The sequence below is a fragment of the Dolichospermum planctonicum genome (genome assembly GCF_005402965.1).
In the GTDB taxonomy this organism is placed as follows: domain Bacteria; phylum Cyanobacteriota; class Cyanobacteriia; order Cyanobacteriales; family Nostocaceae; genus Dolichospermum; species Dolichospermum planctonicum.
Genome location: NZ_BJCF01000015.1, coordinates 64,836 through 87,246, shown reverse-complemented (window position 1 = coordinate 87,246; position 22,411 = coordinate 64,836). Strand labels below are relative to the sequence as shown.

Annotated in this window: 15 protein-coding genes; 10 read left to right on the top strand and 5 right to left on the bottom strand. The window is 38.4% G+C overall.

From position 1 onward, the window contains the following. Positions 1-317: 317 nt before the first annotated feature. Positions 318-5,153 carry a DEAD/DEAH box helicase gene (locus FFO06_RS08980; RefSeq protein ID WP_137907730.1) on the bottom strand — a complete coding sequence of 1,612 codons (4,836 nt, stop codon included), beginning with the start codon at positions 5,151-5,153 and terminating at the stop codon, positions 318-320. Between the two features lie 393 nt (positions 5,154-5,546). Next, positions 5,547-6,611 (bottom strand): mannose-1-phosphate guanylyltransferase, encoded by a 1,065-nt coding sequence (locus FFO06_RS08975; RefSeq protein WP_137907729.1) that lies wholly within the window; start codon positions 6,609-6,611, stop codon positions 5,547-5,549. 324 nt (positions 6,612-6,935) lie between these two features. On the opposite strand from FFO06_RS08975, the gene FFO06_RS08970 reads away from it, so the two are divergent. The 7 genes from FFO06_RS08970 (at position 6,936) to FFO06_RS08940 (ending at position 15,421) form a co-directional block, all read left to right on the top strand. Beyond that, positions 6,936-8,441 carry an LCP family protein gene (locus tag FFO06_RS08970; RefSeq protein ID WP_137907728.1) on the top strand — a complete coding sequence of 502 codons (1,506 nt, stop codon included), beginning with the start codon at positions 6,936-6,938 and terminating at the stop codon, positions 8,439-8,441. Between the two features lie 139 nt (positions 8,442-8,580). Continuing rightward, positions 8,581-9,078, top strand: a complete 498-nt coding sequence (locus FFO06_RS08965) for a pentapeptide repeat-containing protein (protein ID WP_137907736.1) — start codon at positions 8,581-8,583, stop codon at positions 9,076-9,078. Positions 9,079-9,126: 48 nt separating this feature from the next. Continuing rightward, positions 9,127-10,731, top strand: a complete 1,605-nt coding sequence (gene murJ / locus FFO06_RS08960) for a murein biosynthesis integral membrane protein MurJ (RefSeq protein ID WP_137907727.1) — start codon at positions 9,127-9,129, stop codon at positions 10,729-10,731. Positions 10,732-10,757: 26 nt separating this feature from the next. Then, positions 10,758-12,071, top strand: coding sequence for an AAA family ATPase (locus FFO06_RS08955; protein WP_236097111.1), 1,314 nt, complete (start codon positions 10,758-10,760; stop codon positions 12,069-12,071). A gap of 76 nt (positions 12,072-12,147) precedes the next feature. Next, the gene (locus FFO06_RS08950; RefSeq protein WP_236097110.1) at positions 12,148-12,558 is read left to right on the top strand and encodes a hypothetical protein; all 411 of its coding nucleotides are present in this window, start codon (positions 12,148-12,150) and stop codon (positions 12,556-12,558) included. A gap of 331 nt (positions 12,559-12,889) precedes the next feature. Then, entirely contained in the window at positions 12,890-14,239 is a 1,350-nt protein-coding gene (gene mgtE / locus FFO06_RS08945) for a magnesium transporter (protein ID WP_137907724.1), read from the top strand. Positions 14,240-14,428: 189 nt separating this feature from the next. Further along, on the top strand, positions 14,429-15,421 hold the full coding sequence (locus FFO06_RS08940; RefSeq protein WP_137907723.1) for an aspartate carbamoyltransferase catalytic subunit: 993 nt from the start codon (positions 14,429-14,431) through the stop codon (positions 15,419-15,421). A 202-nt stretch (positions 15,422-15,623) separates the two neighbouring features. Here FFO06_RS08940 and FFO06_RS08935 read toward each other — a convergent pair whose 3' ends face one another. Next, the gene (locus FFO06_RS08935; RefSeq protein WP_137907722.1) at positions 15,624-16,910 is read right to left on the bottom strand and encodes a glutamyl-tRNA reductase; all 1,287 of its coding nucleotides are present in this window, start codon (positions 16,908-16,910) and stop codon (positions 15,624-15,626) included. 137 nt (positions 16,911-17,047) lie between these two features. Beyond that, complete coding sequence (gene glpX / locus FFO06_RS08930) at positions 17,048-18,085, bottom strand: class II fructose-bisphosphatase (RefSeq protein ID WP_137907721.1); 1,038 nt, start codon at positions 18,083-18,085, stop codon at positions 17,048-17,050. A gap of 357 nt (positions 18,086-18,442) precedes the next feature. Between glpX and FFO06_RS08925 the strand changes: the two genes are divergently transcribed. Together FFO06_RS08925 and FFO06_RS08920 are read left to right on the top strand one after the other, a co-directional pair. Next, a complete protein-coding gene (locus FFO06_RS08925; protein ID WP_137907735.1) occupies positions 18,443-19,015 on the top strand; it encodes a type III secretion system chaperone family protein in 573 nt (190 codons plus the stop codon). Between the two features lie 67 nt (positions 19,016-19,082). Then, a complete protein-coding gene (locus tag FFO06_RS08920) occupies positions 19,083-19,727 on the top strand; it encodes a DUF3318 domain-containing protein (RefSeq protein WP_137907720.1) in 645 nt (214 codons plus the stop codon). A 117-nt stretch (positions 19,728-19,844) separates the two neighbouring features. On the opposite strand, the gene FFO06_RS08915 is transcribed toward FFO06_RS08920, so the two are convergent. Next, on the bottom strand, positions 19,845-20,654 hold the full coding sequence (locus tag FFO06_RS08915; RefSeq protein ID WP_137907719.1) for a 7-carboxy-7-deazaguanine synthase QueE: 810 nt from the start codon (positions 20,652-20,654) through the stop codon (positions 19,845-19,847). A 191-nt stretch (positions 20,655-20,845) separates the two neighbouring features. Between FFO06_RS08915 and FFO06_RS08910 the strand changes: the two genes are divergently transcribed. Beyond that, positions 20,846-21,901: a sugar transferase gene (locus tag FFO06_RS08910; RefSeq protein WP_137907718.1), complete on the top strand. Its 1,056-nt coding sequence runs from the start codon at positions 20,846-20,848 to the stop codon at positions 21,899-21,901. The last annotated feature ends 510 nt before the right edge of the window (positions 21,902-22,411 follow it).

Here is a 22,411-nt window from a genome sequence, read left to right as displayed (position 1 = left end):
TTAAAAATCACATCCTGTAAATCCTCAAATCCTGGTTATCCTGATTCAAGACAAGAAAACCCAAACCAAAACCGAAAACTTAAAAATCACATCCTGTAAATCCTCAAATCCTGGTTATCCTGATTCAAGACAAGAAAACCCAAACCAAAACCGAAAACTTAAAAATCACATCCTGTAAATCCTCAAATCCTGGTTATCCTGATTCAGACTATAATAATGTTGAACGCAGATAAACGCAGATAAACGCTGCTGGTTTTATGGTTATTCCGTTTATTTGTAGGGGTAATTCATGAATTACCCCCTAGGTTGATTGTATATTACCATTCATTCAATGCTGGTAAGCTTTTAACTATTCTCACGGTTTCTAAGCTGACTCTCACAATCCTTTTGACTAAATCCACTATATAACGGGGATTTTCTGACCAATGGTTAGGGTCATTAATTATGCCACTATCCTTATCTTTAGTGACTTTGTACCTTTCCATAATCCATTCTAGGGCTGATTTGCCATTTACTATATATTCGTAGGCTTCTAGGGGGATTTGGGATAGGGTAAGTTTGCTATTATAGATGATGATGGTTTTATCTAGGCCGTTTTTATTCTTACCAAAGACCATTTTTTCGACTTGATAATCTTGGTCATCTAAATATAATTCTTTTTTAAATTCTTCTAATTCATAAGGTTCTATGGTTTCATAGTTGAGATGATAATACGCTAATTCTCTACCGGCTTGACTGAATGTCCAAAAATCCGCAGTAAAGGGGATTCGTGGTAACATTTTCTTCAGGTCTGACGCAAAGCGTTGTTTATATTCGGGTGAATGTAATACTCCATAAATGTAATAGAAGATGTCTGATTTGGTGATGGTTGTGTCTTGATATTTTTGCTGATATTCTTTTAATATGCTATCGGGGATGTTTTCTTTTTTGGTATATTGTTCTGTGGTTGCTGTTGCAAATAGTTCTCCTAGTTCGCTTTGTTTTTCGTAGGTATATAGGGGGAAACATTGACCATTATGTTGAAGACCATAATCAGGAATAACATCTATTATTAAAGTTGAAAAGTCTTTTTGTGCGCCAACTCCAACCACACAAATTACTAAATTTTCTAAATTTTGACTAGGGAGAATTTTAGGAAATTGTCCGGGTACATCATTAAAATTTTTATCAAAATATAGGCATTGTTTACAAAAAGGACGATACATTGAATAAGTAATAAAATCGGAGTTAAAAGAATGTTCAATATCTCTACCTACATGATATTTTAACTCTCTTGACCAACTTATTTTCTTATTATCATTGTCAATAAAGGATTCTATAACTGTTTTTCTTTCTTCAGCGTTATTCAATATTTTACCTTTTAAATAACTTCTAAATGCTTCTAATTGTTTATTATAAAAATCAATCATTTTAGTCATATTATTAATCACTGATTGAGCAGAAAAATTATAAACCCAAGTATCACGATTAGTTTTTACACCTCCTGAGTAAACCTCAAAAATAGTTTTAGTAATTTTATCTTTTTTATCACCTAATGCAATAAAACTTTCAAAAATATCATTTCTTTGATTAATCCAATCATAACTATCATTAGGCGTTATTGTTTTCCATTGAATAGCAGAAATATTGCCGAAATTTTGAATAATACTTAGTTTTTGTTCACGAGTTAAATAGTCACCAATATCATGATAAAATATTTTATTTTCTGATTTTCTATCAGGATTTTTGATTAAGATAATAATAGCAATACCCGCTTGACTACCAACTCCAAAAATCTGTCCTCCTTCTTGTTTCCACCAAGAAACCCGCATATCACCTTTTAAATTAAAGCAGTAAATACTCGTAAATTCATCTACTAAACATTTTCTTAATCCATCAGCAAAACCTTTGTAAATAAATGCTCCATTAGTTACAAAACAAATAACTCCTTTATCTTTGATTCTTTCACTAGCCCATTTTAAAGCTCGAATTTCTGAACCATAAAGACTATTTCTTAAAGTAGCAGTAGAATATTTAGCATAACTATTTCCAATTTTTTCATCTAAGTTTTCATATTTGAGGTTTTTATTACTATCATTTTCGTTTTTTTGCTTTGCAGAATAAGGAAGATTACCAATAATCACAGTAATATCCCTTTGCTTTTGATTAATTACCCGTTGATTATTTTCAGGAAAGATACTTTCTAACAAATAACCTGCATTTTCAAACATTTGAAATGTATCCGTTAAAACAATGCCATTAAAAGGTTGATATTCACCACCAGCCAAAAAATGATAACTTTCCTCAATATTAATTGCTGCAATATAATAAGCTAATAAAACAATCTCATTACAATGTAACTCATAACTAAACTTCCGTTGTAAATCCTCTGGTTTAATTAACCCACTTTGCAATAACCGCACCATAAAAGTACCGGTCCCGGTAAAGGGGTCTAAAATATGCACACCTTCATCAGTTAAACCCACACCAAACTCTTGTTTTAAAGCAAAATCAGCACTTTTAATAATAAAATCTACCACTTCCACGGGAGTATAAACAATTCCCAATCTTTCTACCAACCGGGGAAAAGCCGCACGGAAAAATTTATCATATAATTCAATAATGATCCGCTGTTTTCCTTCCGCATTATCAATACCACTAGCGCGTTCTCGCACACTTTGATAAAACTTGTCTAAAGTCTTGACTTCTTTCTGCAAAGATTGACCTTCTAACACATCTAACATTCTTTGCATCGTCTGGGAAACCGGGTTATATTTAGTAAATTCGTAACCCTCAAACAAAGCATCAAAAACCGGTTTGGTAATTAAATGTTGAGATAACATTTCAATGGCTTCATCTTCGGTGACATTAGGATTAATATTTTGATGTAATCCTGTGATAAAGTCATCAAATACTTTTTTCGCTTCTGATTGTAAGGGCGAACGGCCGTTCGCCCCTACTAATAATGCTTTAATTCGGGAAATGTGAGTATCAGCAATCTCCGCTACATTTTTAGCCCATTTTTCCCAATACTGTCTATCACCACATTTAGTAACTATTTTCGCATAAATGGCATTTCTCCATTCTTCAATGGGAAAATTTAATTCTAATTGTTTGTAAGAACTGCCTTTTTTTGCACTTTGAGAACTACCATCATTTTCAGTTTTACCTCCCACTCCAATAACAGCAATTTGGGGAGGACGACGTTTATTTAATTCTATTTTATTGACAGTATCATTAAATCGGTCATCATGGGAGCGTAAAGCCTGTAAAACTCGCCAAATTACCTGATATTTTTGATTATCTTTTAAAGCGACTTCGGGAGGTATATCAGCAGGAATACCAACCGGTAAAATGATATAACCGTATTTTTTCCCCTCAGCTTTCCGCATGACTCTACCAACGGACTGGACGACATCAACTACGGAATTACGGGGAGTAAGAAACATCACAGCATCTAACGCGGGAATATCCACACCTTCGGATAAACACCGCGCATTTGATAAAATTCGACAGATATTACCGCTATTTCCCCCCTTTGTAGGAGTTAGGGGAAGTTCAGCTTTTAACCATTCTAATTTACTGTTTCTTTCTAAAGAATTTTGAGTACCATCAACGTGGTCTAAATTACATTCTAAGAAATCTTCATCATCAGGATTCAATTGTTGATATTGATTAATAATATCAGCGAATACATCAACAATCTTTTTAGAATCTTTAATACTACGAGAAAAAGCAACCGCCCGTTTCATAGGGTTATTATCTTCTATATCTTCCCCTTGAGCATCTTTAATTAAACGTTTAGCTAAACCATTCCAACAACCGACAATTTTAACTGCGTCATCTAAATTTAACTCATTATTTGCGTCTGCTAATTGTTGTTGAAAAGTTGCACTCACAAATTTTTCATCAACAGCTAACACCATGACTTTATAATCAGTTAATAAACCGACGCTGACAGCTTCCCCAAAACTTAAACGATGAAATTCTTGACCATAGATATCTACATCATCCATGGAACATAAAAAAGCGTCGTTTTCCTGTGCTTGGACTTTGGTATCATCACTATATATTTTAGGAGTTGCTGTCATGTAAAGACGTTTTTTAGCTTGGATAAAATCTTGATTATGTACCCTGACAAAATAAGATTCATCTTCACCAGCAATAGTTACACCTGTGGTTCTATGGGCTTCATCACAGATAATTAAATCAAATTCTGGTAAACCTTGTTTCTGTGCATCTGATATAGCTTGAATTGATTGATAAGTAGAAAAAATAACGGTTAATTCTTTTTGATTTTTAGATTGAATATTGTGATAGGATTTAATAATATCATTCGCGTTAGTTGTGGCAGGAAACGCTAAATCATTAACAGTAATATCTGCAAGATCATCATTTTTAGATTTTTGCTTACTTTTACCAACATTGACATCAGAACAAACTGCAATACTATGAAAATTAATATCAGTTTCCGCAGTCCATTCTCGCAAAGTTTGGGAAAGTAAAGAAATAGAAGGAACTAAAAAGAGAATTAAATTATTTTCTTTAGGGAAATTTTCCGCAATTTTCAAAGCGGTAAAGGTTTTACCAGTACCGCAAGCCATAATTAATTTACCTCTATCTCCCGTTTGAAAACCCGTGAGGACTTTTTCTAAAGCGGTTTGTTGATGAGGCCTAATTTTTTTTTTAGGTTTAAGTTCTAAATGATCAGGATTTTCTAAACTGAATTGCTCCCAATCAATGGGACTATTGGCTAAATCGTAAATAGTAGCACGAATAACAGGAATTTGTTGACCATCTAAAGCTGCTAAGGCGTTTTTACTCCACTTGTTTGTAGTGGAAATAATCATGCGTTTTTTAAATAAATTTGTCCCGGAAGCGGTGAAAAATGAATCTATATCTGATTTTTCTAAAGTTTGGTCTTCTCCATAACATTTACATTGAATGGCACAATAATCGCCAGTATCTCTGATGACTGCTACTAGGTCAATACCTGTATCTGGCATATTTCCCCGTTTCGGGAAATCCATCCATAACCAAACCTCGCTAAAATACTCTTTGTAGATGGGATCAGTTTTGAGATAAGTTAACATTAACCGTTCAAATTTATCTCCTAATTCCCGGGGAGATTGAGAATTTTGTCTAAATTCCTTTAATATTTTGCCAATAGTCATATTCAGATTTCTCCTATGTTCCAGATCCCCTGCTCGTTTTCTCATTCCCACCCAGCGCATGGCAATGAGGCTATAGATTAATATAATAACTACACTTACGTATAGTTGTAAAGGTCTGATGGGATTAATTTATATTAACTTATATTAACTTATATTAACTTGTATTAACTTGTATTAACTTGTATTAACTTCTGCTGACTTTTGATGACTTTTGATGAAAAAACTTTTGCACCTTTGGGTTTTGGGGGGAAACATAGAAACCATAATTGATACCGTTATTATGCAAATTATGTAACACCAAAAAAAAAGGCTCAAATCTGTTATTTCACAGAATACAATCTATAAGTTATAATGGTTAACAACAGTTTGAGCTATCTACCGGGGTTTTAAATTCTATAATAAGTCCGTAAATCGGCCATCGTTTTGCAAAGTTTTCAGGATCTGCTTAATTTCCTGGGTACGATCCTTCTTCACTACTAGGGTAACATTGCGATCGCGGACAATGACCACATCTTCTAAACCGATAGTAACAATTACATCATCAGGATTGGAGGCATAAACAATAGATCCTTGAGTATCTAAGCCAACATGAGTAGCAAGTTCTACATTAGGATTATCCTCTTGTTTTAGTAAACGTTCAATAGCATTCCAATCACCCAAATCATCCCAACCAAATGCCACAGGTAAAACATAAGCTAAACTAGTTTTTTCCATCAGCGCGTAATCTATACTTTTTTTAGGTAACTGGGGATAAATATCAGGGCCATATTGTTCTAAAGGTTGGATAATTTCTGGTGCATGGGTGCGTAATTCTGCTAAAACAACACCGGCTTGAAAAACAAACATACCACTATTCCAGCTAAACCGTCCCGTAGATAAAAAAGTTGCGGCTGTTTCCTGGTCGGGCTTTTCAGTAAAACGCTGAACATGATAAGCTGGCAAGTTATTAAAGTCACATAATTTCTCGCCTTGCTCAATATAACCATAGCCAGTTGATGGAAAATTGGGTTTGATCCCCAAAGTCACTATTGCCGGGGTAGTTCTTGCCAACTCGGTAGCAGCGGACAGGGTAGCTAAAAATACCTCTGGGTCAGCAATCCAGTGGTCAGCCGGGAAAAAACCAATCATAGCGTTTTCTCCGTAACGCTTGTTAATTTCTAAACTTGCCCAAGCAACAGCAGCGGCGGTATCTCGTCCTAAAGGTTCAATGAGTAAATTTGATTCTAGTAAATCAGGAAGTTGTTCTCTCACCCCTTGGGCAATGGCGCTAGAGGTAATTACCCACAAGTTTTGCCAACCGTCAGCCAATGGTAACAATCGATCAGCGGTTGCTTGTAGTAAGCTCTGAGAGCTACCATCAAGACTTAAAAATTGTTTAGGTCTGTCCAGTCGGCTCAAAGGCCAAAAACGTTCACCTTTACCACCTGCTAAAATCACAGGAAAAAATAAATTATTCATACTCGAAAGCACACCCAATGCAGAACAATATAAGTTTACATCGAATGGTGGGTAAGTCTTGCCCCTTACCCCTTGCCTCTGGACTGTGGCCTGTGGCCTGTGGACTGCATTTAATTTTGAATTTTGGATGATCTTGACTGATAATTTCGGTTAGTTAAGTATGTTGTAATTATCACAGATTAAAGCTATGAGGACAGCAAAACCCAACAAAATCTGGCTGATGCTTTTTTAAAATCCAAAATTTGCACTGTGAAATTTTGCAGTTGCAATATTTGTAGCTTGTATTAACATACCTTTAAGGAGTGGTTGAGTGGGGAGAAAATTGTGATTAAACAAATTCAATGGTTAGAAAATCAGGTCATACCTCAACAGGTAACACCACCAGAGCAGGAGGTAAAACAGCCACCAGTCCAAAAGTTAGAAAATCAGACAATAATTCAACAAGTACCAGTGTCCACCCCCCTGGTAAAACCGCCGGAATCAGTCTACTCTGCTAGTAGCGTTGTGGAATCAGTGGGCGCTCTTCCCAAGGAACTCTATGCGCGATTAGGCTTATCAATTCCCCGCTGGTTATTGTGGGTGCTAACTGTTGTTTTAGGCGTAACTGTATCTGGTTTATTAGCGTCCAGTTTGGCACTATGGACTCCTCTATGGAGTAATCTAGACCAAACGAAAGATGATGAATTTGCTTCTTATAAACAGAATCAAGTCAAAATACCCGCAGGTTTATGGACTCAGCTTTCTCAGTATAAACTATCAAGACCCATGAATATTTTAATTATGGGTATTGAACCAGTGCCGGGAACTGTAGACGGTTCACCAGAAAGTTTTGCTGGTAGCAGTGATACTATGATGTTGGTGCGGCTAAATCCCAGTGATAAATCTATTCGCGTTCTGTCAATTCCCAGAGGGACAATGATAGCAATCCCCGAACAAGGCTTAACTAAGGTATCTGAAGCTAATGCCAAGGGTGGTCCAGTTTTAGCCGCACGGGTAGTTAGTCGCAGTTTAAACAATGCTCCCATAGATAGATATATCCGCATTTCTACTAGTGGCTTCCGCCAATTAGTTGACCAGTTGGGTGGGGTAGATGTATTTGTCCCCCAAGCTATGAATTATCAAGATCGCTCAGGTGGCTTGTCAATAAATTTAGTCAGCGGTTGGCAAAATCTTAATGGTCAACAAGCAGAACAGTTTGCCCGCTTTCGTGAAGAAGGTATGGGGGATTTACCCAGAGTTCAGCGACAACAAGCACTAATCACTGCTTTAATGCAAAAGCTCAACAGTCCCACTGTTTTACCCAGGTTGCCCCAATTAACTCGCATTATGCGGAAGTATTTTGATACCAACCTCAAAACGGAGGAAATGATGGCATTGGCGAATTTTTCCGTGAATGTAGAACGGGATAATTTCCAAATGGCAATGTTACCCGGTACTTTTAGCAAGTTTAGTCAAGATGCTAATAGCTATTGGTTAAATATGACTGGTCAACAAAGCTTATTAACTGATTTTACTGGGGTAAATGTCGCTGGTATTACCTCAGATACCAGACCTATTTTTGCCCGGAGAGTTGCTGTTCAAAATACTACTAATCAACCCCAGCTAACGCAAAGGGTAATTACCTATCTTAAACAGAAAGGTTTTACTAATGTTTACCCAGTTCCAGACTGGCCAGATACCCAGAGTCAAACTCAGATTATTGTCCAACAAGGCAACCGACAACCAGGAATTGATTTACAACAAGTTTTAGGTTTAGGACAAGTTGAAGTTTCAGGAAACGGTGATCTAGAATCTGACTTGACAATTCGCATTGGTAAAGATTGGAAATAAGGAACTTGGTCACGGGGAACAGGGAACAGGGAACAGGGGACAGGGGACAGGGAAGAGGGAAGAGGGAAGAGGAAGAGGGAACTGGGAACGTTCCCTCACTATAATGACAATTTTTAACGCCAACCTACTTAGCAAGTTTATGAACAAAATTTTGTTAAGATATTTAACTTTAATTTCTATTTTGGCGGGATTGTGTATTATGACTCCGCAAATAACATTGGCTCAAGTTAATACCATTAACTACAGTAATGCTAACTTAAATAATCGTGACTTTTCCTATACTGATTTTGTCGGTGGAACTTTTGTCGCAGCGGAAATGCGGGGAACAAATTTCCAAGGTGCAAATTTAACTAACGCAATTTTTACCAAAGGCGTTTTATTAAAAGCCAATTTAGAAGGTGCAAATTTAACAGGCGCTTTAGTTGATCGTGTTACCTTAGATGGTGCTAATCTAAGAAATGCCATTTTTACAGAAGCAACTTTGACCCGCAGCCGCTTTTATGATGCTGATATCACTGGCGCTGATTTTACAAATGCAATCATTGACCGTTATCAAGTATCGCTGCTGTGTAAAATAGCAAATGGTGTTAATCCTGTAACTGGTATTTCTACTCACGATAGTTTAGGTTGTCGTTGAAAAATTGACAACTAATAACTCTCAACTAACCACTGACCACTGATATTCGTGACACAACAAGAAAAAAAACCCGCCCGTTCTTTCGCTGGAATTGCTGGTATTGTTGCCGCAGCAACATTAATTAGTAAGGTATTTGGTTTAATTAGACAACAAATAATCGCTGCGGCTTTCGGTGTCGGTGCTGCAGCTACCGCTTATAGTTATGCCTATATTATCCCCGGTTTTCTTTTGATCTTACTGGGTGGTGTCAACGGACCTTTACATAGTGCCATTGTCAGTGTTTTATCTAAACATAAAAAAGAAGCAGCAGCACCTATAGTAGAAACAGTAACAACTCTTGTGGGTGGGTTGTTGCTAGTAGTGACAATTGCCCAAATATTCTGCGCTGAGTTAATTATTGATTTAGTTGGTCATGGCTTAGAAGCGACTACAAGAGCGATCGCCATCCGTCAAATCCAAATTATGTCCCCTCTGTCCTTATTTGCGGGCTTAATTGGGATTGGTTTTGGGACTTTAAATGCAGCTAATCAATATTGGTTATTATCAATTAGTCCGTTATTATCCAGTATAACCGTTATTATCGGTATCGGTATTTTAGTTCTAGAATATGGTAAACAAATTATTAATCCTGAATATGCTTTCATCGGTGGCATGATATTAGCCTGGGGAACTTTAGCGGGAGGAATTTTGCAATGGTTAGTGCAATTAATTGTCCAATGGCGGTTAGGATTAGGGACATTACGGCTAAGATTTGATTTTAAATCTCCTGGTGTTCAAGAAGTAATTAAAATCATGACTCCAGCCACCATATCATCAGGAATGATGCCCATAAATGTCGCCACTGACCTTTATTTTGCCAGTCCTATTGCCGGTGCAGCAGCAGGTTTTACCTATGCTAATCTTTTAGTACAAACTCCTTTGGGAATTATTTCTAATATTATTTTACTGCCTTTATTACCAACATTTGCTAAACTTTCTCACCCAGACAATTGGCCAGAACTAAAATTACGCATTCGGCAAGGACTTTTACTAACTGCTGTCACCATGCTACCTTTAGGGGCTTTAATGGTATCTTTATCTGAGCCAATTGTCCAGATAGTTTATCAACGGGGAGCATTTAAACAAGAAGCAACTCAGTTAGTATCTTCTTTATTAGTTGCCTATGGAATTGGGATGTTTGTCTATCTAGGGCGTGATGTTTTAGTCAGGGTATTTTATGCTTTGGGTGATGGACAAACACCTTTTAAAATTAGTACATTTAATATTTTTCTTAATGCTGTACTAGATTTCTTATTAGTTGAACCTTTTGGCGCACCGGGTTTAGTTTTGGCTACAGTTGGCGTTAATTGTGGTTCCATGTTGATGTTGTTATTTTTGCTAAACCGCAAACTTAATGGTTTACCTTGGCGGGAATGGTGTATCCCTATTTTGAGTTTAACTGGTGGTAGTATTATATCGGGTCTAGCTAGTTTTGGAGCTTTAATAGTTTCTCGTCAAGTTTTGGGTAAACCAAATTTAATTACTTTATTCATAGAATTATCTATATCTGCTTTGGTGGGAATTGGTGTATTTTCTCTTATTGCTTCGAGAATGAATATTCCAGAGGTGAATAGTTTTGTAATTAAGATGCGACAAAAGTTTTTGAAGAAATAAATTAAAATTACTGTCAGATAATTCCCATGCTAATCGAATTTACCCTCGCTAACTTCAAAAGTTATAACACAAGCCGCTTACCTTTAGGAGCTTTGACTGTTTTAATAGGTGCAAATGCCGCTGGTAAAAGTAACGCCCTGGAAGGTTTGCGCTTGCTGTCATGGCTGGCACAAGGACAAAAACTCTCTAGTATTCAATATGCTGTGAATAGTGCCGAGGCAGTGGTGCGTGGTCGAGTCAATGATTTATGTTGTCATGGACAATCAAGTTTTACCATTGGTTGCCGATTAGATATACCTGAATGGAATGAATTAAATATAACTCTGAGCGTGCGTGATGGAGAACTACACATCAGTAGTGAGCGCATTACTGACTCAATAAATACAGTCCCCTTATATGAATTAGATCAACCTTCCCAGGGCATAAATACTGATGTTGGTGTGGCCTATAACAACTTTACAAGGGGTCAAAACAAGCCAAAAATAACTTGCAGTGATCAAATGGCTATATTTATGCAATTAGATAGCCCTGGGCGTTTTGATGTCAAATATGAAAAATCCCAAAAAATAATTCCTGAGACTGTCCGCGAATATCAACGAGTCTTACAGAATATTCTGTTTTTAGATCCTATTCCCGCCAAAATGCGCGAGTACAGTTTCAAATCAGATCAGCGATTACAAGAAGATGGTAAAAATCTTTCTAGCGTTTTATATCGTTTATGGCAAAACCAACCTGAAAATCAACAGACCATTCTCAATTTCATCCAGAGTTTACCAGAACAGGCTATAGATGGGCTAGATTTCCTGATTGGTCCTAGGGATGAGGTTATGGTGCGACTAGCAGAAACTTTTGGCGATAACCGTCGCTATTATGAAGCAGCATTATTATCAGATGGTACATTACGAGTGTTAGCGATCGCTGCTGCTATGCTATCGGCTACTCAAGGTAGTTTAGTAGTAATTGAAGAAATTGACAACGGTGTTCATCCCAACCGTGCTAAACATCTACTGGCCAGCATTCGAGATATTGCCGAGAGGCGTAAATTACGAGTATTGCTTTCTACCCATAACCCAGCTTTAATGGATGCCTTACCTGATGTTGCTTTAGGTGATGTAGTCTTTTGTTTCCGAGATCCACAAGGCAGGAATAAAGGAAATAGCCGCCTTGTTAGGCTTAGAGATATGGAAGATTACTCTAGTCTAATATTACAAGGACCATTGGGACAACTGGTAACTACTGGGGTAGTGGATAGATTTGTTAAGTCACCGCACACACCGGAAGACAGAAAACAGCAAGCTCTGGCCTGGCTGTCTCGCTTGCAGGAGTACAGCTATGAGTAGTATCTGCTTGATTGATACTAGCGTATTCCTCAATATACTTAATGTTCCCCGCTGTAATGAGCATAACGAATCAGTGATGCAAAATTTTCAGGAGTATATTGAGTTAGGCTGCACTTTTCTGTTACCTATGGCGACAATACTGGAAACGGGCAACCACATTGCCCAGAACGGTGACGGTACAATCCGAAGAAAAACAGCTATCCATTTTGTTGAACAAGTTAAGGCTGCATTCAACGGAGACGCACCCTGGCGGCCTACAGCATTTCCAGATACAAAAGAAATATTATCGTGGATTGACCAATTCCCAGATCTGGCAGGCAAAAATAAAGCTCTTGATAAGCAAGAAGGAACAAGCTTTGGTGATCTCAACATCATTCAAGAATTTCATAAATCGTGTCAACGCTTCCCTATGAGTGAAGTATTTATCTGGTCACTAGATAGGGATTTACAAAGTTATCACCAAATGTCAAATACCAGAAGAAGTTAAGCAAGTTATTGAACGTTGCGCTCCTAAACCTGTCCACCGGGTAGACATCTGGGGTAAAGATTGGATAATTTTGATTTCTTCCCAGTCTTTACCCATAATTTGCTGTCACCACTTGTACAAGTGACAACTTACCCTTAAAATGTTAAACAGCGTCTATCGGGAAATCAAATTCCAGGCTAAACCCATCAATTAGCAGTGCTATTTGATTTCAGTGTTTATATTAAATTTCACGAGAGGTTATGGACAAAAGTCCAACAGATGGCAGTAGTACCCTCCTCTAAGCTGGCGAGGCAGTCTCCCAGCGCGGGGGAGACTTTAGGAGATGTCTATTATGCTGACCCAGGAAATTCGTACTTCCTTAGATATTGCTGACTTAAATCAGCTTAAATGTGATTTGAATTGTCTACAACCTGTAGATGTGGGAGACTATATCAGCCAATTGCCAGAAAAACAAAGGGCGATCGCTTTTCGGCTACTCAACAAAGACCAAGCCATAGATGTCTTTGAATATTTACCCACAGAAGTACAGGAAGAACTAATCAACTCTCTCCACGATGCCCAGGTAGTCCACCTGGTGGAAGAAATGAGTCCCGACGAACGGGCGGAATTATTTGATGAACTACCAGCGGGAGTAGTTAAACGACTATTACAACAACTCAGCCCGGAACAAAGACAAGCCACGTCAACGATTCTCGGCTATCCAGAGGGGACAGCAGGGCGGGTAATGACCACGGAATATGTCCGCTTGCGGCGAGGCTTAACGGTGGGTGAAGCCCTCAGTAAAATCCGCCTGCAAGACGAAGACAAGGAAACAATTTACTACGCCTATGTCACCGATGATAACCGCAAATTAGTGAGTGTAGTTTCTTTGCGTCAACTGTTATTTACCTTTCCCGATGTTTTAATTAAAGATATTGCCAGCCCTCACGTTGTCAAAGTCAGAACAGAAACACCCCAGGAAGAAGTCGCCCGGATTATGCAGCGTTACGACTTAATCGCCATGCCTGTGGTTGATAGGGAAGATAGATTAGTCGGTATTATTACGATTGATGATGTAGTAGATATTTTAGAAGAAGAAGCTACAGAAGATATCCAAAAATTGGCAGGGGTCAGTGGTGACGAAGAAGCCTTATCTGCCCCACACATCACCATTCGCAAACGGTTGCCTTGGTTATTGGGGATTATGGGATTATACATTGGCGCGGCCAGTGCGATCGCTCCTTTTCAATCTGTGATTGCTGCTGTACCAGTCCTGGCCGTGATTATGCCCATATTTTCTAATACTGGTGGCACTGTCGGTATACAAGCTCTTACCGTAACTATTCGTAGTTTAGGCGTAGGAGACGTTACACCTGAAGATACCTGGAAAATCCTCCGTAAAGAACTGTTAGCCGGTTTAGGAACAGCCCTAGCATTAGGAATAACAATGATTGCCCTTTCCCTAATTTGGGCTAAACCCCAAGAAAAATGGGTAGCTTTAATTGCAGGGGCAGTCATGGCCACTAATACAATGGTGGCTGTGACTTTGGGAACTTTGTTACCCATGGCCTTAAAGCGGTGGAAATTAGATCCGGCTTTAATGAGTGGTCCGTTAGTCACAACCATGTTAGATACCATCGGTTTTTTAACCTTTCTCAGTATGGTTTCTATGGCTTTAAATATATTTCATTTACAATCTTAAAAGATTGGTAATTGGTAATGGGTAATTGGTAATTGGTAATTGGTAATTGGTAATTGGTAATTGTATATATTATTTTCATTATTACCAATTATCTAATAACCAAAAATCTAAAATCCAAAATCTAAAATCCAAAATCTAATAACCCAAAATCTCAAATCCAAAATCCAAAATCTAAAATCTAAAATCTAAATGCCTACAACTACCTGGAATCGTCATCATATTCTCACACTTGCGGACTTTACAACGGCTGAATATAACGCCGTCTTACAAACTGCGGCTTCATTTCAAGAGGTACTATCACGAAGGACAAAGAAAGTCCCCACCTTACAGGGACAGGTGGTAGCAAATTTATTTTTTGAACCCTCTACCCGCACCCGCAGTAGTTTTGAAATAGCGGCTAAACGATTAAGTGCAGATACTCTCAACTTTGCTGCTTCCACATCTTCCATGACTAAGGGAGAAACTATTTTAGATACGGCAAAAACCTATTTAGCAATGGGAACTGATATTATGGTAATCCGCCATAAAGATGCCGGAGTACCTCTGAGTATAGCCCAAGAAATGGATCGTTTAGGTGTAAAAGTTAGCGTTCTTAATGCTGGTGATGGACAACACGAACATCCATCTCAGGGATTACTCGATTTATTTACTATTTGTAATTTAATTGATCCGGCACAACCAAGAATCGAATTATTAAAAGGCAAGAAAATTGCTATTGTTGGAGATATTTTACATTCCCGTGTCGCCCGTTCTAATATTTGGAGTTTAATTGCTAGTGGGGCGCAAGTGCATTTAGCAGCACCCCCCACATTATTACCTAAATTCTTTGCTGAATATTTGGGTGTTCACGAAAATTCCCATAATTTATTTACCCATTGGCAACTAGAACCAGCTTTAGAAAATGCTGATTTTGTCATGACTTTACGTTTACAAAAAGAACGCATGACAGCCAATTTATTACCTAGTTTAAGAGAATATCATCAATTATTTGGTATTACTCGCCCTAAATTAAAACTTTGTCAACCTGACGTTAAAGTTTTACATCCAGGACCTGTTAATCGTGGTGTAGAAATTAGTTCTGATTTAATGGATGATCCTGAATTTAGTTTAATTCAATCTCAGGTAACTAGCGGTGTGGCAGTACGAATGGCACTTTTGTATTTTATCGGTAACAGATTTTAATAGGACTTACACAACTTTCACAAAAAATACTCCTAATAAAATTTTATAAAGCTTGCTAAGTATAACAAATAAGCCTTATGTTTGAATATTATGGCAAAACAAGCTCTGTTTCTGCCATAACCAAAAGTATCAAAGCCAAGGCCAAAGCAAAACAGGGATTTTTAGCCGCAATGGCATCATTTTTCCCTATTTTTTGCCAATTTCAGCTAAATTGCTCCTCTGCGTCCAAATTAAATAACATTTGTAGAGTTTGCATACATCGTCTTCTCGCTTCTACATCTTCCTGGGCGCGTAATTGCACCATGGGATCATGCAAAATTTTATTAACTATTCCCCGTGTTAAAGCTTCAATGATTTCTTGATGTTTTTCGCTAAATTCTGAACCCAAGCGCGATAAAGCTTTTTCTAATTCTTGTTCGCGGATAGTCTCTACTTTATTGCGTAAAGAACTGATTGTAGAAACAGTTTCTAAACTCCGCCACCACACTTCAAAAGCCCCTACTTCCTCGTTTAATATCTTCTCAGCTTCTTGCGCCATTTGGCGGCGACTTTCATAATTTTGCGCGACAACGGCTTTCAAGTCATCAACATTAAAGGCTTTAACATTGGCTAAATCATTAACATCTGCATCTACGTTTCTAGGTACGGAAATATCAAATAACATTAATTGTTGATTTGGTTCTAGTACCATTTCTAACTTAGCCCGATTAAGAATAGGTTCTGTTGATGACGTGCTAGTAAATACTATATTACTTTCGGCAATAACTGACATCATCTCTGGCAGCAAATGGATTTGTATAGGTTGTTCTGGGAACAAATTTGCTAGTTCTTCAGCCCTACCACGGGAACGATTAACAATACTAATTTGACTTGCACCTTTAGAAATCAGGTGTTGTACAAGTAACCTGGACATTTTCCCAGCACCCAGAATAGACACGCGATAATTAGATAAATTTTTTACCTTCATCTGCGCTAATTCTACTGCTGCTGAACTGATGGAAACAGCACCAGTACCAATACTAGTTTCCGTACGAACTCGTTTACCGGCGGTGAGGGCTTGTTTAAATAACCGATTTAAAATGGTTTTGATGCCATTAAATTGCTGTCCGAGTTTATGAGTATGTTTAACTTGAGCTAAAATTTGACCTTCACCTAAGACGAGACTATCTAAACCAGATGCAACCCGTAAAATATGTGTTACAGCATCACCATGGAGCAATATAAACAGATGATGACGCAGAGAGACTATAGGTAGTTTACTATGTTCAGAAAGAAACTGAGTAACTTCGTGAATCCCTTGAGTAGTTTCGTTACTGACAATATAAATTTCTAAGCGGTTACAAGTGCTGAGAATAGCAACCTCATCAATATGAGCATAACTGAGAAGATGAGCGATCGCTCCTTCGATTTGAGTTTCGGGAATACTTAATTTTTCTCTAACTTCTATTGGGGCTGTTTTATGGCTTAACCCCACCACGGCAATATTCATTTCTTAAATGGGTAATAGGTAATAGGTAATAGGTAATAGGTAATAAGTAATAGGTAATAGGTCATGGGTCATGGGTAACAGGTAATTGGTAAGAGTTTTTTCCCAATCACCAATTACCTATCACAAATCACCAATGATTATCGTAGTTGGATAGTCTTGGGTTCTTGCCACAAGTGAACTGTATCCACAAAGCGAGCGGTTTTAGATTGACTGGAAATAACCAAGCTTTGGGTTCTAGCGCCACCGTGGAAGAAACGCACACCATCCATCAGAGTCCCAGGAGTGATACCGCAACCGGCGAATAACACCGTTTCACCAGAAGCTAATTCATTAGCGTTATAAACCTTGTCACCATCAGTAATACCCATTTCATTTAAACGGGCTAGATTACCTTCTCTGCTTTCACCAATTAAACCAGTTTGGACAACTTCTGGATCGTAGATTAATTGTCCTTGGAAGTGTCCACCCAAGCAACGTAAAGCCGCAGCTGAAATCACACCTTCGGGAGCAGCACCGATACCCATTAACGCATGAATATTAGTACCAGCAAAAGCGCAACAGATAGCAGCAGAAACGTCACCATCGCTGATCAGTCTAACTCTGGCACCAGCGGTGCGGATTTCTTGAATTAGTTCTTTATGACGGGGACGGTCCATAACAACAACTACTAATTCTTCCACAGCCCGGTTTAGGCATTCAGAAAGGATTTTCAGGTTTTCCGTAGCGGATTTGTTAATATCAACATGACCTCTAGCGGCAGCGGGCGCTGCCAGTTTCTTCATGTAGAAGTCAGGAGCAGCAAATAAACCGCCTTTTTCAGAAATTGCCAAAACTGCCATAGAGCCATTTTGACCATAAGCAACCAGGTTAGTACCTTCGCAGGGGTCAACAGCGATGTCAATTTCTACTAGTTCATTAACATTACAGAAATTGTCGGCATCTGGTCTGGTACAGATACCCACTTCTTCACCAATGTAAAGCATAGGAGCTTCGTCCCGTTCACCTTCACCGATGACAATGCGACCGCGCATATGGATTTTATTCATCCGTTCGCGCATAGCTTCCACAGCTACTTGGTCAGCAATGTTTTTTTCGCCCTTACCCATCCATTTTGAAGAAGCGATCGCAGCTTGCTCAACTACTTCTATAATTTCTAACCCAAGAGTATTTTCCACGGAGTCTGCCCTCTAAATTACTTGTCAAGTACGTTTTTTTTAGCTATTTCAGTTTTTAAGTCTACCAAAGTGCGGATACAGATGGAAAAAAGACTTGACTGATAACTGTGTTAAGTTTTGCAACTAAAACTCAACAGAAGATTTTTGAATCCAGTTATATTGACCGAGTTGGGCAAAAATGAAGTAGAAAGACACAAAAAACTCAATTATCTCGGAAAATTCCTTTTTTTCCTTTCTTTCCTTGTCATCATCACAATTTTTCACACCAAACGACTGAATGTACCAATTGAGTAAATGCTCCTACCAGGTTACAATAATTTTGGTGACAGCCTCCCGACTGTTCCTTACGAGGCTTTTATGGCAGCAAATCTCAAACAGATAGCCAAGTATCTAGATAATCTTGGTTGGCAATACCGTTTTGATGAAGAAGAAGACCGGATTATTACAGGTGTTGAAGCTCAAAACCTAGAGGATTTCCTGATAGTTGTTCAATTGGACGAAGAAGGGAGATTTTTCCGGTTATTTGCGCCTCAAGTTTTAGCGGAAGTGAAAGACCATCCCCACAAAAACGCCATCCTGCAAACCATGCTGGCTATTTCTTGGGAAACCAAAATGCTGCAATGGGAATATGATCCCTCCGATGGTGAAATCCGCGCTATTATTGAATTTCCCCTAGAGGACTCCATGCTCACCGAAAGACAATTTAACCGTTGTCTGAGCGGATTAATCCAAATTGTGGATAGCATTGCTGTGCCGCGTTTGCAGGAAGTAATGGAAACAGGAGAAGATCCGGGAAATATAGACTTGGGAGAAAGATTATTGTTGAGTATTCAAGAACAAGCTCCTGGATTATTAGAACTCCTAGAAAAAGCTATGGAAGCGCGGAAAAAGCGAGGTAGTTTTACCGATGAATCAGAGGATAACTACTGAAATCGCTAAACTGGAAAGTGATAACCTAATCATATACAAAAAAGAAATTTCCTAGGGCTGGATTTTTATGACATCCTATGCAACCTCCTCTGCTAAAGCGGAAATGAGTGAAATTCGGCGGTTAAAAAGTTTACTACCGCCAGAATTACAAAGTTGGGTAACGGTTGAAGGCACAACTGAGGTTAATCCATCTCTGATTCGTTGCGAAGAAATCGGCAAAGACCAAGTAGAAATTCAAATTGACTTGGTAAAATGGGATGCTCTGGCAATGGATCAGCGGAATTTGCTGTTTTGGCACGAAGTGGCTCGTGTTCAAAATGACACCATTCCTAAAGATGGCTGGGAAATGGCCGCACTGGCCATTGGTTTAGGTGGTGCGGTGGGTGAATTGTGGGTACAAGATGGATTATTACTAGTATTAGCTTTAGCTCTATGTGGCGTTTCCGGTTGGCGACTATACCAAAAAAATAATGGGGACAAACAAATTAAAGAATTGCTAGATGCTGACGAAAAAGCGATCGCTCTGGCAACCCGCTTTGGTTATAGTTTACCTAACGCTTATAAAAGTCTTGGTAGTGCCTTAAAAACCTTGGTTGAAAACACTCCTAGCAAGCGTCAGCGTTCTCGATATGAAGCTAGACTTTCTGCTCTTAAACGCAGCGCTAACAAAGCTAAATCTAAATCTAGGAATGGCGAAACTGGTGAACTGTAAAATCACAAGCAGTTAGCGGGGTGGGCAACCCCCAACCCCAAAAATATTGAATTACTTGGTCACAGTTTTATAGAATCAATAAATTTTATTCTTTTCTTGATGAAAACTTTTTAAATTCTACATTTGATGCAACATTTTATGAGTTTGGGGAATCACACGCACTTGTTTAACAAATCTCTTCATCAAAACTTGCCATTCTAAAACCTGGTCTGGAGTTGGTGCTACCATGACCACAGAACTAAATTCTTGAGCAGCTAAAGAGGCAACAGCTAAAGGGGTAACAGGTTGTAAAAATACCGGAATATCCTCATTGACTTGGGCAACTAACAAAGCCGCCCGTTCTAACTCCTGAACAACTGTACTTTGGGAAACAATTATTTTTACAAATACTTCTAACTTAGAGTTAGAGCATAACTGAAGAAATTTTGTGTGTTCTGGCCAATAAGTTTCACCGCTGACACTGGGTAGTTTCAAATCCATGCCCACAGAGTCTAAATAGGGGAGAATTATTGCCAAATTTTCTGGGCGATGTCCGCCGGTTTCCAGATAAATCGGTAAACTAGTCAGCGATCGCAATGCGGGCAAAAATTCCGCCAAAAATTGTGCATGAAGCAAAGGCTCTCCTCCAGTCAAGCTAATGCTATCGTGGACGAAAGGTAGATTTTGTCTGGCAATCCATGCCAACAATGTAGATGATGCAACGGGATTTGGATGAACTTCAAAATCTCGTAATCCGGGGTAAGACTCAATTTGGCAGCTAGGGGGTGCATTCCAGGTGTGGGCGCTATCGCAAAAATAACAACGCAGATCACAAAAAGCAAACCGGATAAAAATCTGACGCGTCCCCACATTCAGCCCCTCGCCTTGAATGGCAGAAAAGACTTCAATTAGGCGTGCAGTCGAGTTAACTTTATTTTTAGTAGTCATGATGATATGAAGTAAGGGAAGGATTCACCTATTTACAACAGCAAGAATTTTGTCAGTTTCTTCTATTGTGAAGCTTGATTAGTGATCTTCCCGCTGATCTTTAAAAATCTACTTACTTATGATTCATCATACAGATTAAAAATCGGGTTAATTGTTTTTTTAAGACCAAATCACATTTAATGAGATTTTAGATGGCAACTAAAGTGCAGAGCTTCATGAGTAGCCAAACCATACCAGTAGAATTTTTAGTTACTTACCTTGAAGATGTAGCAATCTTGCAAGTACCAGCGAGGTTAACCGTGCTTGAAGCTATCAGTTTTAAGCAAACTTGCCAAAACCTAATTCAAGCAGATTCACCACCTCGGCAAATTTTCATTGATTTTCAAAATACTACCTTTATGGATAGTAGTGGTTTAGGTTCTCTAGTCAGTAACTTCAAAAATTCCCAGGAAAAGGGAATTATCATGACACTGCGTCATATCACTCCCCAAGTCATGGCAGTCTTGAATCTGACAGGACTAGATCAGGTATTTCCCATTGAGTCTCTTGATAACTTAGAGGCAATAGCAAACGACAATCTGATAAATACGGGAAATTATCAAAATAATTCTCGAAAAGTAGATTCACTTCCGCAAACTCATCCTTCCGTGGCTTCTTGGATGAAACGGGCCATTGATATTCTGGGATCATTGGTTGGGTTAGTAATTACATCTATTTTCTTTATACCCATAGCGATCGCTATTAAAATTGACGATCCCGGTCCAATTTTCTTTAAGCAAACCCGTTGTGGTTGGATGGGTAAACGCTTTGCTATTTGGAAATTTCGGTCTATGTGCGTAGATGCGGAAGCTAAAAAATCCCAAATCAAAAATCAAGTGGAAGGCGCTTTCTTTAAAAATGATCATGACCCCAGAATTACCAAAGTAGGTAAGCTGTTACGTCGTACCAGTCTCGATGAATTACCGCAATTTTGGAACGTTCTCAAAGGTGAAATGAGTCTAGTAGGAACTCGACCACCTACACCTGATGAGGTGGAACGCTACGAAGTACCAGAATGGCAACGTTTAGACGTTAAACCTGGTATGACTGGTGAATGGCAAGTTAAGGGACGTTCTCAAGTCCGTAGTTTTGAAGACGTGATTCGTTTAGATTTACAATATCAAAAAAACTGGAGCTTAGTTTACGATTTAAAGTTGATTCTTAAAACTATCACCATTTTATTTCATAAAAACAGTGGGGCTGTTTAATCTTGCTGCCAAAATCCGCTGCATTTGATTTCTTCCGTCCTGTTTTTGTCCTTTATCCCGACTCTAACCTACCCAAATGCCACTCATACTTTGTATAATTTATTTCGTTATACCCTGGACGTGATTGCACAAAATTCATTTTATTTACCCAAGTCGTAAATCGGCTTGGGCTTATTTTTGTCTAATAGTATCTCACACAATATCTTCGCCATTTTTGAGAGGTTGGGTTTCATGCTGCCACCCCAGGTATGAATCTCAATAGTTAGTATCTGATAAAATCATATTTAAGTAAAATAAATCAGCTACTAAAGCGATTAAATAGGAAAATTTAACAAGAATCAGCCAAAAACTAGGACAAAGTACCAGAAAATGATAAATAGAGACTAAAGCGATTCAGGCATAAAGTTAACTGTAGAATATGTTACTATTCAGAAAAAACCCATTCACACAATTCTAGTTCAGTTATTTGTTAGTTACAGGATGACTCATTGACAGTAGCGATGAAGAGTC